Annotated in this window: 11 protein-coding genes; 6 read left to right on the top strand and 5 right to left on the bottom strand. The window is 63.3% G+C overall.

The genetic code is table 11. The features are described 5' to 3' along the window. Positions 1-2: 2 nt before the first annotated feature. Positions 3-1,583 carry a redoxin domain-containing protein gene (locus tag HMPREF2635_RS05730; protein WP_070821402.1) on the bottom strand — a complete coding sequence of 527 codons (1,581 nt, stop codon included), beginning with the start codon at positions 1,581-1,583 and terminating at the stop codon, positions 3-5. A 169-nt stretch (positions 1,584-1,752) separates the two neighbouring features. Between HMPREF2635_RS05730 and HMPREF2635_RS05725 the strand changes: the two genes are divergently transcribed. Genes HMPREF2635_RS05725 through HMPREF2635_RS05715 form a run of 3 tightly spaced genes read left to right on the top strand, consistent with a single transcriptional unit; the run spans position 1,753 to position 3,204 of the window. Continuing rightward, complete coding sequence (locus HMPREF2635_RS05725) at positions 1,753-1,959, top strand: hypothetical protein (RefSeq protein WP_049157090.1); 207 nt, start codon at positions 1,753-1,755, stop codon at positions 1,957-1,959. 7 nt (positions 1,960-1,966) lie between these two features. Further along, positions 1,967-2,575 carry a sigma-70 family RNA polymerase sigma factor gene (locus tag HMPREF2635_RS05720; protein WP_070821401.1) on the top strand — a complete coding sequence of 203 codons (609 nt, stop codon included), beginning with the start codon at positions 1,967-1,969 and terminating at the stop codon, positions 2,573-2,575. Next, on the top strand, positions 2,572-3,204 hold the full coding sequence (locus tag HMPREF2635_RS05715) for an anti-sigma factor (RefSeq protein ID WP_049157096.1): 633 nt from the start codon (positions 2,572-2,574) through the stop codon (positions 3,202-3,204). The genes HMPREF2635_RS05720 and HMPREF2635_RS05715 overlap by 4 nt, the downstream gene beginning before the upstream one ends. Positions 3,205-3,247: 43 nt before the next feature. Here HMPREF2635_RS05715 and HMPREF2635_RS05710 read toward each other — a convergent pair whose 3' ends face one another. Next, positions 3,248-4,549 carry a MocR-like pyridoxine biosynthesis transcription factor PdxR gene (locus HMPREF2635_RS05710; protein ID WP_070754618.1) on the bottom strand — a complete coding sequence of 434 codons (1,302 nt, stop codon included), beginning with the start codon at positions 4,547-4,549 and terminating at the stop codon, positions 3,248-3,250. A gap of 81 nt (positions 4,550-4,630) precedes the next feature. Here HMPREF2635_RS05710 and pdxS point away from each other — a divergent pair, with 81 nt between their 5' ends. The 3 genes from pdxS to ppc all read left to right on the top strand — a co-directional run bounded on the left by pdxS (position 4,631) and on the right by ppc (position 9,081). Continuing rightward, positions 4,631-5,533 (top strand): pyridoxal 5'-phosphate synthase lyase subunit PdxS, encoded by a 903-nt coding sequence (gene pdxS / locus HMPREF2635_RS05705; RefSeq protein WP_049157099.1) that lies wholly within the window; start codon positions 4,631-4,633, stop codon positions 5,531-5,533. A 5-nt stretch (positions 5,534-5,538) separates the two neighbouring features. Further along, positions 5,539-6,336: a pyridoxal 5'-phosphate synthase glutaminase subunit PdxT gene (gene pdxT, locus HMPREF2635_RS05700; protein ID WP_070821400.1), complete on the top strand. Its 798-nt coding sequence runs from the start codon at positions 5,539-5,541 to the stop codon at positions 6,334-6,336. A 75-nt stretch (positions 6,337-6,411) separates the two neighbouring features. Then, entirely contained in the window at positions 6,412-9,081 is a 2,670-nt protein-coding gene (gene ppc, locus HMPREF2635_RS05695) for a phosphoenolpyruvate carboxylase (RefSeq protein ID WP_070821399.1), read from the top strand. Between the two features lie 142 nt (positions 9,082-9,223). Here the strand turns inward: ppc and HMPREF2635_RS05690 are convergent, their stop codons facing one another. From HMPREF2635_RS05690 to HMPREF2635_RS05680, 3 genes are all read right to left on the bottom strand, one after another. Continuing rightward, positions 9,224-10,252, bottom strand: coding sequence for an HNH endonuclease signature motif containing protein (locus HMPREF2635_RS05690; protein WP_070821398.1), 1,029 nt, complete (start codon positions 10,250-10,252; stop codon positions 9,224-9,226). An 82-nt stretch (positions 10,253-10,334) separates the two neighbouring features. Continuing rightward, complete coding sequence (locus tag HMPREF2635_RS05685) at positions 10,335-12,362, bottom strand: M3 family metallopeptidase (RefSeq protein WP_070821397.1); 2,028 nt, start codon at positions 12,360-12,362, stop codon at positions 10,335-10,337. Positions 12,363-12,414: 52 nt separating this feature from the next. Continuing rightward, on the bottom strand, positions 12,415-13,782 hold the full coding sequence (locus HMPREF2635_RS05680; RefSeq protein WP_070702130.1) for a PepSY-associated TM helix domain-containing protein: 1,368 nt from the start codon (positions 13,780-13,782) through the stop codon (positions 12,415-12,417). Between the last annotated feature and the right edge of the window lie 833 nt (positions 13,783-14,615).

The following is a 14,615-nucleotide window of genomic DNA, read 5'->3' as shown; positions in this document are numbered from 1 at the left end:
CGCTAGCCAAAAGTAAAGGAATACAGCGAGAGGCCTTCGCTTACTTCCAGCTCGATTGTTTCGGTGTGATTGTCCGGTTCCCTGACGAGATCCACCGTGCCGTCCTCGGTGATGTCGAAGGTGCGGACCGAACCATTCGCGCGGTGCACGCGAACCGTTCCTTGCCCTGATGCCACGAGCTGTACCCAGGCGGCGCGATAATTCAGTCGCAGCCGCGCGTTAGGTCCGGCGGTGATGGGCTGGTCGGCCAAAGTCCACGTCCCGCCCAGCGAATACTGACCTAACGGCGGCTCGCTCGTGGTGAACTGGTGCGTGCCGTCGTGGTAATCGGGGTTGGTGAAATACTGTGCGCGTGCGGTGCCGAGGTAGGTCTCCGGCGAGCGCGGAGCGCTGTGAGCATCGGCGGCTTCAATGGGCTCAGGCAGTTCTATGCTGGGGTCGCGCTCGAGGAGAAGCTCACGAATGAGGCGCTCGGTCTCGGCGTAGTCGCCCTCGCCGTGGTGGGATTGGCGCAACATGCCGTGCTTGTCGACGAGATAGTGCGCCGGCCAGTACCGATTCCCAAAGTTCTTCCACGTGGCGAAGTCATTATCCTGTGCCACTGGATACTCGATTCCCTGCTCGCGGGCCGCACGGCGCACGTTGTCGGCCTCGTGCTCGAAAGCGTACTCCGGTGCATGGATTCCGATGATGTCGAAGCCGTAGTCCTTGTAATGCGCATAGAGCTTGGTCAGGTGCGTGTTGTTGCGCTGGCAGTTGATGCAGGCATAAGCCCAAAAATCGATGAGCGTGACCTTGCCGGAGGTGCGCGGATCGACGGGCGCATCCGTGTTGAACCAGCCGGTCAATCCTGCAAATTCGGGGACAGGGGTTCCTTCCGCTGTGCGGGTGGCCTGTTCAACGGGCGTGGCGCCGGCGTTGATGCTGGGGAGTTTCTGCTGCAGCCACGCGGGCGCGCCGAGTGAGATGGCGCCGGCCATAGCGATCACTACAATTCCCGCAGCGATGCGCACCCCGCGCTGATGGGAGCGGAAAGCATCGACGCGTTTGCCCACCTCGTTGCCGCCTAAGGCGAAAGCCAGCAGCGGGATCGCCACGCCGAGGGCGAAGGAGAGACAGAGGAGGAGGATGTGGGCGTCGACAGTCCCGGTGGCGCCCGCCACGGAGATTGCGGCCAGTGCTGGGCCCGCGCAGGGAACGAAGACAGCCCCCATGGCTAGGCCAACGACGAAGCCGCCCTTGTCGCGGGCTGTGGCTTGCAAGCCGCCAGTTTTCGGGAGCTTCTGGAAAGGCCACTCGAGGGCTTCCTGAACGCGAGGGAACACCATTCCCAGGCCCACGAGAACGAGCAGCGCGATTCCCACTTTCCACAGGACGTCGGCCGGGAGGCCCAAGGCATTGAGCAGCGTTGTGGCAAACAGCGTGACGAGGCTGAAACTTGTGACGAGTCCGCCGACGACCTGCCATGGCCGCCACCGTGAGCCGCCGCTGACTGCGAGGACCAGCGGCAAGACCGGCAAGATGCAGGGCGAGATGCCGGTGATAAGGCCACCGGTAAACCCGATGAATAGCGTAGATAACATCCTGTGCTCCTTCGCTTGTGATGCGGTGTGCGTATGCAACTAGTTCGGAACACGAGTGAAAAGCGGATTGCTTTTAAATCCGTCCAATCCGCATCGCAGGGTGGCTCCGAATGGTCAGATACAGGGTCCGGAAAGGCCGGACCCGAAGACCTGAAGAAGGAGTACCGAAATGAAGAAGCTTGTTACCGCCGCCGCTGCACTTGCCGTAGCCGCCAGTGGGCTGGTTGCCTGCAACGACAAGAAGGAAGAAGTGGACATGAAGCCCAGCTCTGAGATGATGGCCCCGAGTTCTGATGCGATGGAGTCGGATTCCATGATGACTGAGGAAATGAAGAGCGATGAGATGATGGCGCCGAGTGAAGAAATGACTAAGTAAAAGTGCCATGTCCGCCCCGCTGCTGGAGGTAAGCTCTACACCCGTGTCTGCGATGTCCCCTGATGAACATGCGCGGCTGAACGACCTGCTCGTTCAGACCGCTGCGGCAGACAAGCATGCCTTCAGTGCGCTATACGACGCCCTCGCGCCCACCGTGTACAGCGTGTGCCTGAGCGTTCTGCGCAATCCCGCCTTAGCCGAAGAGGTTGCCCAAGATGTCTTCGTTGAGGTGTGGACTTCCGCTGCGAAATTTGACCCGCAGCGGGGAAACGCGCGGTCGTGGGTGGGCAGGTTGGCGCATGGGAGGGCCGTCGATAAGCTGCGTAGCCACGTTGCTGCAGTGCAACGCGATAACCGCGACGCGCTGTTGGACCAGGCTACCTACACCGAGCCTCTTGAAGATGAGGCCCTAGGACATGTCGAAGCGCAGCGCCTGCGCTGGGCCATCGACGAGATTGGGGAGCCGCATTCCACCGCGGTAGCCCTCGCATTTTTCAATGGCTTGACGCATGCTGAACTGGCAGAATCAACGGGAGTACCGCTGGGTACGGCGAAGACGCGCGTGCGCGACGGCGTTAAGAAGCTAAAAGCGATTCTCGGAAAGGAGGGAAGATGAGCAATACGCATGAGTTTTCTGATGAGACTTTCGACGACTTCCTCGATTCCCTCCCAGACGTGCATCCGCCAGCGCGAATGAAAGATGCTGTCTTTGCGGAAATTGACGGTGGCGAAGCTGCTGAGGTCATCGAGCTTCCACGCCGCCGCTGGCGGGCCTTCGTAGCGGTGCCGGCTGCCGCCGCAGTGCTCGTCGCAGGCGTGGTAGCCGCGCCGCAGCTCTTGCAGTTGGGGCAGCAAGATGCACCGGATAGCGCGCAAGTAGAGGCTGAATCGCCGGGCGAAAAATCCATGCACGACATCATGGGCGCAGAGGACCTTATGCAGGGCAATGCGGATGCCTCGGGAGCGCAACTGGATATCGTTTCCTCCGCCTCGATGGCGAAATCCGGCGCGATGGTCGATGGCCAGCCGCAACTGGCCGACGGCATGGGCGCCCAGGTGTGGGCAGTCAGTGCAGATGGTGAGATGGCCTCAGCCGGGGTTATCGGTCAGGCCCCACACGATGGGGTGTGGATGCCCTTCGACGGTGCCGCGGTCAAAGTCATGGTTACCGAGGAACCCGCGGGTGGCAGCGAGCAACCCACCGGTCGTACCCTCGCCACCGTGACCTTGGCCAGCGCTAGCTAGCCCGGTATGCGATAGGGCAGCTACGCGCCAGGCTAGCTACGTGTCAGCTAGTTAAGGCCTGCTTGACCAGATCCAGCGCGGCGGCGAGTTCGACATCGCTCAAATGCCCAAAGCCCAAGACCACGCCTTCCTCGGCGGCCACGCCGCCCCAGTAGTCGCTGAGCGGGGTGAGCGTTAGCCCTAGGGAAGCCGCGCGGTCGACCACGGCGTTATCGCACAGCAACACCGCATGGAGCCCGCCGTGGATGGGCAGAAGGGTAGCGGGGGCGTCTTCCAGCGCGGCTTGGACGAGATCGCGGCGGCGTTTGTAGGCGCGGCGCATCCGCCCGGTGTGCCGCCGCAGCGCACCGCTGGCCAAGTAGTTCGCCAGCGCTGCTTGGGGGATTGCGCCGACAGGCTGGCCGAAGACCTCCCGCACCCGATCCACCGCCGAGCGTAAGCTCGGCGGCACCACGAGGTAGCCGCAGGCAATGGACGGCGAAATCACCGAGGAAAACGTGCCCAGCAAGACGGTGTGCTCCGGGGCGAGTGCGGTCAGCGCGGGCAAAGGCTGGCCGACGTAGCGCAGCTCGGAATCGAAGTCATCCTCGATGATGAGCACGTCGTTGCTGCGTGCCCACTCGACGAGTTCCGCGCGCCGGGCCGCCGGCAGCGAACCACCATAAGGGTGCTGGTGGGAGGGGGTGACGATGAGAACGTCGAGGTCAACGGTGGGGACGGTGACGCCGTGGGCGTCGGTGGGGACGTCGACAAGCGTGTGGCCCAAAGCTTGGGGAACGCGGCGCAGGCTGGGGTAGCCGGGGGACTCCACGCCCACGCGCAAGTGGCCGCCCAGCGCGCGCAGCAGCACCGAGAGGCCGTCGCGGGCGCCGGCGGTGATGACGACGTAGGCCGGGTCGACGGTGAGCCCGCGCATGTGGCGCAGGTGCGCGGCCACCTCGCGGGGAAGATCGCCGGAAGGATTCACCGCGGCCTTGCGCCACGCCGCCCTCCATTCGGGGGTGATGATTCCGGCCGTATCGGGTAAACCGGGGGTCAGCTCCACGCGCGGTGGGGCAGGACTGGGCCGCGGTGCAGGGTGAGGCTGTGGGGTGCGCCCGTGGGGCAGATGCGGGTTGATGACGGTGCCCGAGCCAACCGACGCAGTGAGGTAGCCCTCGGCGGTGAGCTGCTCGTAGGCGGTAACCACGCTGCCTCGGGAAATGCCCAGATCGCGCGCCAGTGAACGCGTCGACGGCACCTGCTCGCCGGGCAGCAAAATGCCCGCCGCGACTTGGGTGCGGAGGGCTTCGGCAATCTGCACCGGCAACGCGCGCGTATCAGATGGATCGAGGCGGAAAGACACGACCCCATCATAAGTGGTCTAATTCAACACTCTAAAAATGGCTCTTGTCTTGGACCAATTTTCTGGGCCACTATGTGAGCCATGACTGAACAGAAGATTGAACAGGGACGCGCCACCACGCGCGTCAAGCGTGGACTGGCTGACATGCTCAAGGGCGGCGTCATCATGGATGTAGTCACCCCGGAGCAGGCCCGAATTGCTGAGGACGCGGGTGCGTCCGCCGTCATGGCGTTGGAGCGCGTGCCGGCCGATATTCGCGCTCAGGGCGGCGTGGCCCGCATGTCTGACCCGGACCTCATCGAGGGCATCGTCAACGCTGTGGACATTCCGGTGATGGCGAAGGCCCGCATCGGCCACTTCGTGGAGGCGCAGATCCTCGGCGAGCTGGGCGTAGATTTCATCGACGAGTCCGAGGTGCTCAGCCCGGCCGATTACGTCAACCACATCAACAAGTGGGACTTCGACGTGCCTTTCGTCTGTGGCGCCACCAACCTGGGCGAGGCCCTGCGCCGCATCACCGAAGGTGCGGCCATGATCCGCTCCAAGGGCGAGGCCGGCACTGGCGACGTCTCCGAGGCCGTCAAGCACCTGCGCACCATCAAGGGTGAAATCGCGCGCCTCCAGAACCTCGACCGCGACGAGCTCTACGTCGCAGCCAAGGAGTTGCAGGCACCGTATGACCTGGTTGCTGAGGTCGCGGAGACCGGCAAGCTGCCGGTCGTACTGTTCGTCGCTGGTGGTGTGGCTACGCCTGCCGACGCCGCCCTCGTCCGCCAAATGGGCGCCGAAGGCGTCTTCGTCGGCTCCGGCATTTTCAAGTCCGGCGAGCCTGCGAAGCGCGCGGAGGCCATCGTGAAGGCGGCGACCCTCTATGATCAGCCGGCCGAGCTGGCCAAGATCAGCCGCGGCCTAGGCGAGGCCATGGTGGGCATCAACGTCAACGACATCCCCGCCCCGCACCGCCTGGCAGAGCGCGGTTGGTAACCGCGGTGCGACCACACGTTGGTGTCCTCGCGTTGCAGGGCGGCGTGGAGGAACACCTCGCCGTGTTGGAAAGCCTCGGCGCTGAAACGCGCCGGGTGCGCCTGCCGCAGGATCTCGACGGGCTGGACGGAATCATTCTGCCCGGCGGAGAGTCGAGCACCATCGATAAGCTGGCGCGCTCTTTTGGCGTCGCCGAGCCGCTGCGCCGTGCTGTCGAGGGAGGGCTGCCGGTCCTGGCCACCTGCGCGGGGCTCATCTACAGCGCTCGCGAGCTGGAAAACCCCGCGCCGGGCCAGCAGACACTGGGGCTTATCGACGTCACCGTGCGCCGCAACGCCTTCGGCAACCAACGCTTCTCCCAGGAGCGCATCGTTCCCGTCGCGATGCAAGGTCAGCGGCCCGATGCAGAGACCTCAGAGGTTGGGGCGCGGCGCCGGGACGCCGAGGCTCATGGCATAGGACCCCGAAGCATCACGCTCGATATTGAGGCGAGCTTCATCCGCGCGCCCATCGTTACCCGCGTGGGCGACGGTGTCGAGGTCATCGCCACCCTGCCTGCCCCTGCGCTTGGTTCTGTGGCTGGTGGAGCGACAAGGGCTGGTGGCGCGATAAGTAGCAGCGGGGCCATCAGTGCGGGAGTGGGCGGCAAAGGTGGTATGACACACGCAGATTGCGCCAGACATGATGGGGCCGAAGTGATCGTCGGTGTGCAGCAGGGACGCGTCACAGCGCTGAGCTTCCATCCGGAAGAAAACGGTGACTCGCGCCTCCACGCCGCGTGGCTCGCTTCTTTTGCTAAATAACTATCGCCCGATAGTGCTCTGGGATACATTGAGATGTGCTAGCTGAACACATCACTCCCAGAAAGGCTCCTCGCCGTGAGCACACCTGCCCCAGAACAAGTCCGCGAAGACATCCGTTTCCTCGGCCGGGTGCTCGGCCGGGTCATCGCGCAGCAGGAAGGCGAGGACGTTTTTGAGCTCGTCGAATCCACCCGCCGCATGGCCTTCGACATCGCCCACGGCGATGCCAAGCCGGAAGACCTCGTCGCTATCTTCCGCGACCTCGACATCACCAAAGTCAACCTCGTGGCGCGAGCGTTCAGCTATTTCGCGCTCATCGCGAATCTAGCGGAGGACTTGGATGACGAGTCCGTCGAGGCGCCGGTTTCCCTGCGCAAGACATTCGCCAAGCTCAAAGAAGAAGGCGTCGCGCCCGCCGACGCCGCCTCCGTCATCCGAGGCGCTCACGTCGCCCCCGTTCTCACCGCGCACCCCACCGAAACCCGCCGCCGCACCGTCTTCGATACCCAGACCCACATCAAGAATCTCCTCAAGGAAGCGCACCGCGGCGGCGACATGGCGGCGATCGAGAAGGAAATGTACCTGCGCATGACTCTGTTGTGGCAGACCGCGCTGATTCGTATCGCCCGCCCCACCCTCGAAGACGAGATTGACGTCGGCCTGCGCTACTACAAGCTTTCGCTGCTCGACCAGGTTCCCGCCCTCAACCGCGCCATTCGCCACGCCATGCGTGAGACCTTTGGCCAGCAGCTTCCCGATTCCCCCGTCGTCCGCCCCGGCTCCTGGATTGGCGGCGACCATGACGGCAACCCCTTTGTTAACGAGCACACCCTGACCTACGCCACCCGCAAGGCCGCAGCGACGGTGCTGCAGTACTACGCCGACGAGCTCGGCGAGTTGGAGCGCGAGCTCTCCCTGTCGGATCGATATTCCTCCAGTTCCAAGGAACTGGGCGCGCTTGCCGACGCCGCCCACAACGACGAAAAATCCCGCGTCGACGAGCCCTACCGCCGGGCCATCTTCGGCATCCGGAAGAAGGTGCTGGCGAGGCTGGAGGGGGAGACGTCGCCAAGCGCGTATGCGTCGCCGGAGGAACTCAAACGTGACCTGGACGTGATCGACCGCTCGCTGCGCCAGTTCAATGACGACATCATCGCTGATGATCGCCTTGCCCGATTGCGCTCGGCGGTGACCACGTTTGGCTTCCACCTTTCGACGCTGGATATGCGCCAAAACTCCGAGTCCTTTGAGAACGTTCTCACCGAAATTTTCGCCGCGGCCACCATCACCCCGGACTACTGCGCGCTGGGAGAGGAGGAGAAGGTCGCGCTGCTCGTGCGCGAGCTGCAGACCAACCGTCCGCTGCTCTTCCCCGGCTCCGAGCGGGAGTTCAGCGAGGATACCTCGAAGGAGCTGGGGATTTTCCGTGCGGCGGCACGCGCTGTGCGGGACTTTGGGCCGAAGTCGGTGTCGCACTGCATTATTTCTATGACGGGAACGGTCTCCGACATTTTGGAGCCGATGGTGCTGCTCAAGGAGGTGGGCCTAGGCCAGGTCGATGTGGTGCCGCTGTTTGAGACTATCGAGGATTTGAAGGCCGGCGCCGGCATTCTGGAGAAGCTGTGGCAGGTGCCCGTGTACCGCGAGCATCTGCGCTCGCGCGGGGATATCCAAGAAGTCATGTTGGGGTACTCGGATTCCAACAAGGATGGCGGCTACCTGCAGGCAAACTGGGCGCTGTACGACGCCGAACTGGCCCTGGTTGAGTTGTGTTCGCGTCATGGCGTAGAGCTGCGCTTGGCACATGGCCGCGGTGGCGCGGTGGGCCGCGGCGGTGGTCCGACCTATGACGCGATTTTGGCGCAGCCGAAGGGTGCGGTGTCGGGTTCGGTGCGCATTACCGAGCAGGGTGAGGTGATTTCTGCGAAGTATGGAGCTCCGGAGACCGCGCGCCGCCACTTGGAGGCGTTTGTTTCCGGAGCGCTGGAGGCATCGTTGTTGGATACCGAGCCCATTACGGATCCGGAGCGCGCCTACGAGATCATGCGCGAGCTGGCGGCGTTGAGTGGCGTGGCCTACCGCCAGCTTGTCGACGACCCCGGGTTCATCACCTACTTCACCCAGTCCACCCCGCTGCACGAGATTGGTGATCTCAACTTGGGCTCGCGCCCGACCTCGCGCAAGCAGACCACCGCGATTACGGATTTGCGTGCGATTCCTTGGGTGCTGTCGTGGTCACAATCCCGCACCAACATCCCGGGCTGGTTCGGCGTGGGCAGTGCGGTGACGGCGTGGGTGCAGCAAGCCTCCGGAGGGGAGGTTTCGGGGAGCGAGGAGAAGCGCTGGGAGGAGCTGCGCGAGCTGTACCGTACGTGGCCCTTCTTCCGCTCCGTGTTTGCCAACATGGCCCAAGTCATGGCTAAGGCGGAGATGCAGCTGGCGCGCCTGTATGCCAACTTGGTCGACGACAAAGAAATCGCGGACCGTATCTACGGCCTGATTTCCGAGGAGTTTGAGCGCACCCGCGAGGTCTACCTTAAGGTCACCGGCAACGCGGAGTTGGTCAGTGAGAACCAACGCCAGGCGCGGTCGCTCAAGCGTCGCTATCCGTACCTGCTTCCGCTCAATGCCATCCAGCTGGAGCTGCTGCGTCGCTACCGTAAGGGCGATGATCAGTTCCTGGTGTCCAAGACCATCCAGGTCACGATGAATGGCCTAGCCACCGCGCTGCGCAACGCCGGCTAGAATCTACGGCCAACCGACCCGCACGCCGAATGCCCCGCGAGGAGATGATTTCCTGCGGGGTACGACCAAACAGTGCTGGAAGAGTGCCCTGGCGGAGCGGGGCACACTGGTGCGCAAGATGACCTTGAGGTTTGTTGAAGCGTTAGTTGAAGGCGCTGGTGAAGACCGGCGCGGCGTCGTATGGCGGGATCCATGCCACCCGGCCCCCGATGCGATCCATGTGGCCGCGGGAGGGCGGGGCATCGGGGTCATCGTCGTTGACTCCGTTGTGGTACGGGCACAGTGGCACCAGGTTGAGGATGTTGGTGGGCCCGCCGCGGGCCCAGGCCTTGATGTGGTGGATCTGGCACTTCTCAAAAGGAACCTTGCAGCCCTCCCAGGCGCAGCAGGGATTCTCCGCGGCCAAGGCAAGACGCTGCTTGGCGGTGGCGAAGCGCTGGAAGCGGAACACATCGAGCGGGCCATGCTCGCGGCTGACAGCCACGATGACCCCCTTGTCCAGCAAAGCGCGCTCCACCAGCTGCGAGCCGGTCATCGTCGCGCCACTGGTGGTGCGGACGATGAACTCCTCGCCATCCTTCTCGGTATTTCCCTTGAGCAGCTCGGCGTAGTCATCGAGCTGCAGGACCGCCATGGTGGCAACCTCAGTCTTGACGCCACCGCCGTCTAGATTCTCCAAGAAACTCTCGCCGGGGCGTTCCTGGTCGATGCCTTCGAATACACCAGTCAGTTGCAGCGAATCCGCCGTCACCGTGAGCGTGGCCAGACCGTTGCCATGCTGGGTGAGTTTGGCGCGCTCGGCATACGTGCGGGGTTTGCGCATTTGACGCAGGCGCTTGCGCGCGACCTTTTCCACCAGCTCCGCGCTGGTCTGGCACAGCTCCACTCGCAAATCCCACGCTTTGTTGTGGTCCCGAACTTTGGCAACGAAGCGCTCAATAAGCTGCAAGGTCACCAGTCCGTGTCCGCGGCGACGCGCGGCTGCAACCGCCGTGCGCTGTTTCTTCGTCGAGGATGTGTGCCCGAAGTAGGTGTGGTGGAGGGAGAGGAACACGGTGGCGTCGGCAGGCGTGGCGCCGAGGGCCACCAAGTCAGATTCAGACAGTCCCGCGCACTCGGCCACCAGGTCAATGGCGCGGCCGAGGGCGGCGAAGAATGTCTGCAATCTCATACCCCGCAGCCTAAAAGCGCCCAACCCCCACTCCAAGCCCCCAACTAGCCATCCATCGAAATCTGTGGATAACTAGTCGGCACTAGGCCCCGGCGAGGCCGCGGCGCTTGAGCAGCGGCGCGACGTCCTTGTCGCGGCCGCGGAACTCGCGGTAAGCCTCCGTGAAGTCGCGAGACGCGCCCTTCGACAGGATGACATCGCGGAACTTCTGACCGGCCTCGCGCAGGTCGGTTTGCTCTTTGAACCACTCGAAACCATCGGCGTCGAGCGCTTCGGCCCACAGGTAGGAGTAGTAGCCCGCGGAGTAGCCGCCAGCGAAGATGTGGTTAAAGTAAGTCGAGCGATAGCGCGGCGCGATGAGCTCGTTATCCAGCCCGGCCGCGCGCAGAGCTTCGGCCTCAAATTCGGCGACGGCCTCCGGAGTGGCCTTGAGCTCCGCGGCCTCGGCAGCACTCAGGGAATGCCACGCGAGGTCGATGATCGACGCTCCCAGATACTCCGAGGTAGCGAAACCCTGGCCGAACTCGGAGGCGGCGGAGATAGCGTCGAGAAGCTCGTCCGGAATAGGTTCGCCCGTCTCGACGTGGCGGGCGTACTCCTTGACCAAGTTCTTATCGAGCGCCCAGTTCTCGTTGATCTGCGAGGGGAACTCCACCCAGTCGCGCGGGACGTTGGTGCCGGCGAAGGTGGGGTAGCGGACGTCGGAAAGCAGGCCGTGCAGGGCGTGGCCGAATTCGTGGAAGACGGTGCGGACCTCGTCCATGCTCAGCAGCGGCTGGGAGCCGTCGGCGGGCTTGGTGATGCCCATGACGTTGACGATGACCGGCTTGCGCTCCAGCAGACGGGACTGGCCCACGAACTCGCTCATCCATGCGCCGCCGCGCTTGGTGGGACGCCCGAAGTAGTCGGTAAGAAGAAGACCGATCCCCTTACTCTCGTGATTGCCGTCCCGCACCTCCCAGACGCGAACCCCCTCCGCGTAGCCCTCGAGGTCATCGCGCGGGGTGACGGTGATGCCGTAGAGGCGCTCGGCGGCGGCAAAGACGCCCTTCTCCAGGACCTGGTCGAGTGGGAAGTACTTGCGCAGCTCCTCCTCATCGAGGGAGAAGTCGCGGGCGCGGACCTTGGATTCCCAATAAGGCCAGTCCGCGGAGCTGAAACCCTGGCCGTTGAGCGTTGCTTCCTCCGTGAGGAGCTTCTGCTCGCCTTCGGCGTTGGCCGCGGCGGCGGGGGCGAGGTCGAAGAGCATGGTGCGGGCGGCGTCGGCAGTCGCGGCGGTTTCTTCGGCGATGACGTAGTCGGCATGCGTGGCAAAGCCCAGCAGCTCGGCTCGCTCGGCGCGCAGCTGCACGGCCTCGATGAGCCCCGGGATGTTGTTCTCGGAGCCCCTGCTTGTCGACGCCCCATACAGCCTCCCCCTCGCATCCTCCCGCGCCAGACGGCTCAGCTCGGACTGCACGGTCGGCAACTCCAGCGGGATGACGAAGCCCTCGCGGCCTAGTGCTTCGGCATCGGCCTTGGCGGAGGCGATGCGTTCGGCGGGCAGGCCCTCGAGTTCTTCCTCGGTGAAGGAGACCGCGCGCTCGCGGGTAGACGCCATGAGGTTGCGGCCGAATTCTTCAGAGAGCGCGGAGAGGCGCTGGTTGATCTCGGACAGGCGGGCCTTGCCGGCCGCGTCGAGGTCGGCACCCTTGCGGGCAAAGGTGCGCAGGAGGTGCTCGTGGAGGCGCTGGCCTTCCGCGTCGTCGGCAGGCGGCGTGGCCTCCTTGATGCGCGCGTAGAGCACCTCGTTCTGGTAGATCGCGTCATAGTGCGCGGACAGGCGCGGGTAGATGTCGGCGGCGATCTCCTCCATTTCATCGGTGACATCCGTGCCGGAGAGGTTGCCAAAGACGGCCATGACGCGGTCGAGGTCCTGGCCGGAGCGCTCGAGCGCCTCCACGGTGTTTTCCCACGTAGGCGTGGTGGGGTTGTCGGTGATGGAGGCGATTTCGGCGTCGTGAAGCGCGAGTGCTTCGTCGAAGGCGGGGCGGTAGTGCTCGACCTTGATCTCCGCAAACGGCGGGAGCTGGTAGGGCAGCGTGGAAGGTGTCAGTAGTGGGTTAGTCATAAGAAACTACCGTACCTAATAAGCTCCGCCCTATGTGATGGCTTTCACTAAATTATCCGACCGGGATTGGCGTGCGTTCCCTGCGCGGGGCGGTGGCACGGTTCACAAGGATGACATCGAGAACCAAGAACGCCGCCAAGGTGATTCCTAAGAGCGGCAGGAAGACGCCCACGGTGGCGGCGAAAAGCGCGCCCAACCCTGTGGTGGCCCAGGAGAAGTGGGCAGTCGGGAGGAAGCGCGGGCGACGTTTCCACCACATGTAGTACCCCAGTACTACGAGAGCGGCGGTGGCGAGACCCAGTGCGAGCAGCGCAATCTGCAGTGGAAGGCCGAACATGATGCCCATGTGCAGGTAGATGCCCCAGCTGCTGAGCTTGCTAAACAGCGGCAGGCTGGAGAAAGGCTGGCGGTCGATGACGTCGCCGGTAGTGCCATCTACCGAAATTGCATCGGAGGTGGTGCGCCATTCCACCCAGCGTTCGCTGACCTGCCAGGCGGAGTGGGCGTCCTCCGGCGGGTAGAGGCGCAGCGGTCCGGTCAGACCCTCGGCGCGGCCGGTGGCGAGGACGCGCTCGGCGTCGGCAGCCACGCTCGCGCTTGACGACGCCCCTCCAACCCCATGACCTTCATGTCCTTCATGGCCAGTGTGCTCATGTGTTTCGGCGGTGGTACCGGGGAGGGCAGTCTCGATCGGGGTGGCCTTCCAGTCCATGCGCTCGACGAGGGAATCGACGTTGTCGCCGGCCAGTCCCGACCACGTGATACCGGTGGCAGAGAGGCCAAGCAGGCCGATGAAGATCCAGGCGCCAACAGTGGAATGCAGGCGGGTGGCCTTCCAGCGGGCAGAGCGCTTGGGCTGCTGCTGCGCTGCGTTCGCGGTTGCCTTGTTCTTCGGGCGGCGGCGAATCCACCACATATAAAGACCGCCGCAGGCCATGACCCACAGCCAGGAGGCGGCTAGCTCCGAGTAGAGTTCACCGACCTTGCCCAAGTGGAAGCTTTCGTGCAGGGAGGAAATCCAGCGGCGCAGCGGCATCTCACCCAGGCCCGAGTAGGTGGGGTAGTCCCCGATGACCTCGGCGTTGGCGGGGTCGATGAAGACGGTGCGCTGCAGGCTTTCGTCGATGCTGTCATCGGAAACCAGCACGCGCGTCGAATCCGTGGGGCTGGTTGCCGGCCAGACTTGGGACACGGGCATGTCGGGGTGCCCCTGCTGTGCGGCCTGGATTTGTTCTTCCAAGCTTACGGGGTGCTCGACCGCCGGAACGGTCATGACGTCGCGGTACACCACCTTCTCCAGGGTGGGCGCCATGGCATAGAGACAGCCAGTCAATGCCGCAACGAGGATGAAGGGGCCGACGAACATGCCGCCATAAAAGTGGATGCGTTGAATGAAGGATCGCAGAGCCGTCCGACTCATAAGTAGTGCTCTTTTCAGTGTGTACAGGTAGGGCCCGTAGTGGGTGCCTGAGGGTGAATGCTTTCGGGCACTCAAGACGGGCGATGGACAGGCGCTGATATCAACTGCACTACTAGTCGGAGGCGGTGGTTGCTTGGTTCCCGTGGATTGAAAAACTCTCTCTTTTGCTGTGCGGTGTAGCTTTTACAACCTTTGATGAGGTTAGGGGTTTGCATAAGCCGTTGTCGGACTTCAATTGATGGTCGGCTACAGAGATCTGCCAATAGGGATAGCGAGGCTAATCTCATATTGATAGCCTGAGCACATGAGCATTATGAAGATCTGCCCCCCCTGCACGACAACATAAGACTACCGCGGTAGTCATTGCTGGCGTAATGCTGGCAGGCTTTGTGAAGATTCCAACTGCGCATGCGCAAAACTACAACAATCCGTTTCCCACTGAACCCTCCGACTCTTACATCCAAGACTGTGCGAACAATCCGGCTACGTGCAAATTGCCAGAAGGAGTGGCAACTGGTGCATCTCCCGAGAAGCAGGAGGCATGGAACAGATGCTTAGTGGCGATGACCGTTGCTGGTGTTCCTGCGGGCCGGGCGGTGCAAGGAATGCTTAAGGCAATTGCGACCGGAGTTGTAGCGGGTGGCCTAAACGGTTACGCCAGTTGCGACTGGGATGCAATTCTCGCTAAGTAGAGGTGTTGAGAGCATGAAATCATTTTTGGCTGGTTGGATTTTGTCGATAGGCGCGGTACTTATGGTGGGGTATTCCTCTGCTGACTTGATGTGGGTAGTCCGGACGGCCCTACTTACGACGATTCTCTGGGTATCAGCCTA

Source organism: Corynebacterium sp. HMSC035E02 (assembly GCF_001836065.1).
GTDB classification, from domain to species: Bacteria; Actinomycetota; Actinomycetes; order Mycobacteriales; family Mycobacteriaceae; genus Corynebacterium; species Corynebacterium hiratae.
This window is presented reverse-complemented; position numbering and strand designations above follow the sequence as displayed.

What these genes read in the sequence shown, in the direction of transcription:
- HMPREF2635_RS05730 (WP_070821402.1), bottom strand. Translation starts at nt 1,583, where the DNA reads ATGTTATCTACGCTATTCATCGGGTTTACCGGTGGCCTTATCACCGGC.
- HMPREF2635_RS05725 (WP_049157090.1), top strand. Translation starts at nt 1,753, where the DNA reads ATGAAGAAGCTTGTTACCGCCGCCGCTGCACTTGCCGTAGCCGCCAGT.
- HMPREF2635_RS05720 (WP_070821401.1), top strand. Translation starts at nt 1,967, where the DNA reads ATGTCCGCCCCGCTGCTGGAGGTAAGCTCTACACCCGTGTCTGCGATG.
- HMPREF2635_RS05715 (WP_049157096.1), top strand. Translation starts at nt 2,572, where the DNA reads ATGAGCAATACGCATGAGTTTTCTGATGAGACTTTCGACGACTTCCTC.
- pdxS (WP_049157099.1), top strand. Translation starts at nt 4,631, where the DNA reads ATGACTGAACAGAAGATTGAACAGGGACGCGCCACCACGCGCGTCAAG.
- HMPREF2635_RS05690 (WP_070821398.1), bottom strand. Translation starts at nt 10,252, where the DNA reads ATGAGATTGCAGACATTCTTCGCCGCCCTCGGCCGCGCCATTGACCTG.
- HMPREF2635_RS05685 (WP_070821397.1), bottom strand. Translation starts at nt 12,362, where the DNA reads ATGACTAACCCACTACTGACACCTTCCACGCTGCCCTACCAGCTCCCG.
- HMPREF2635_RS05680 (WP_070702130.1), bottom strand. Translation starts at nt 13,782, where the DNA reads ATGAGTCGGACGGCTCTGCGATCCTTCATTCAACGCATCCACTTTTAT.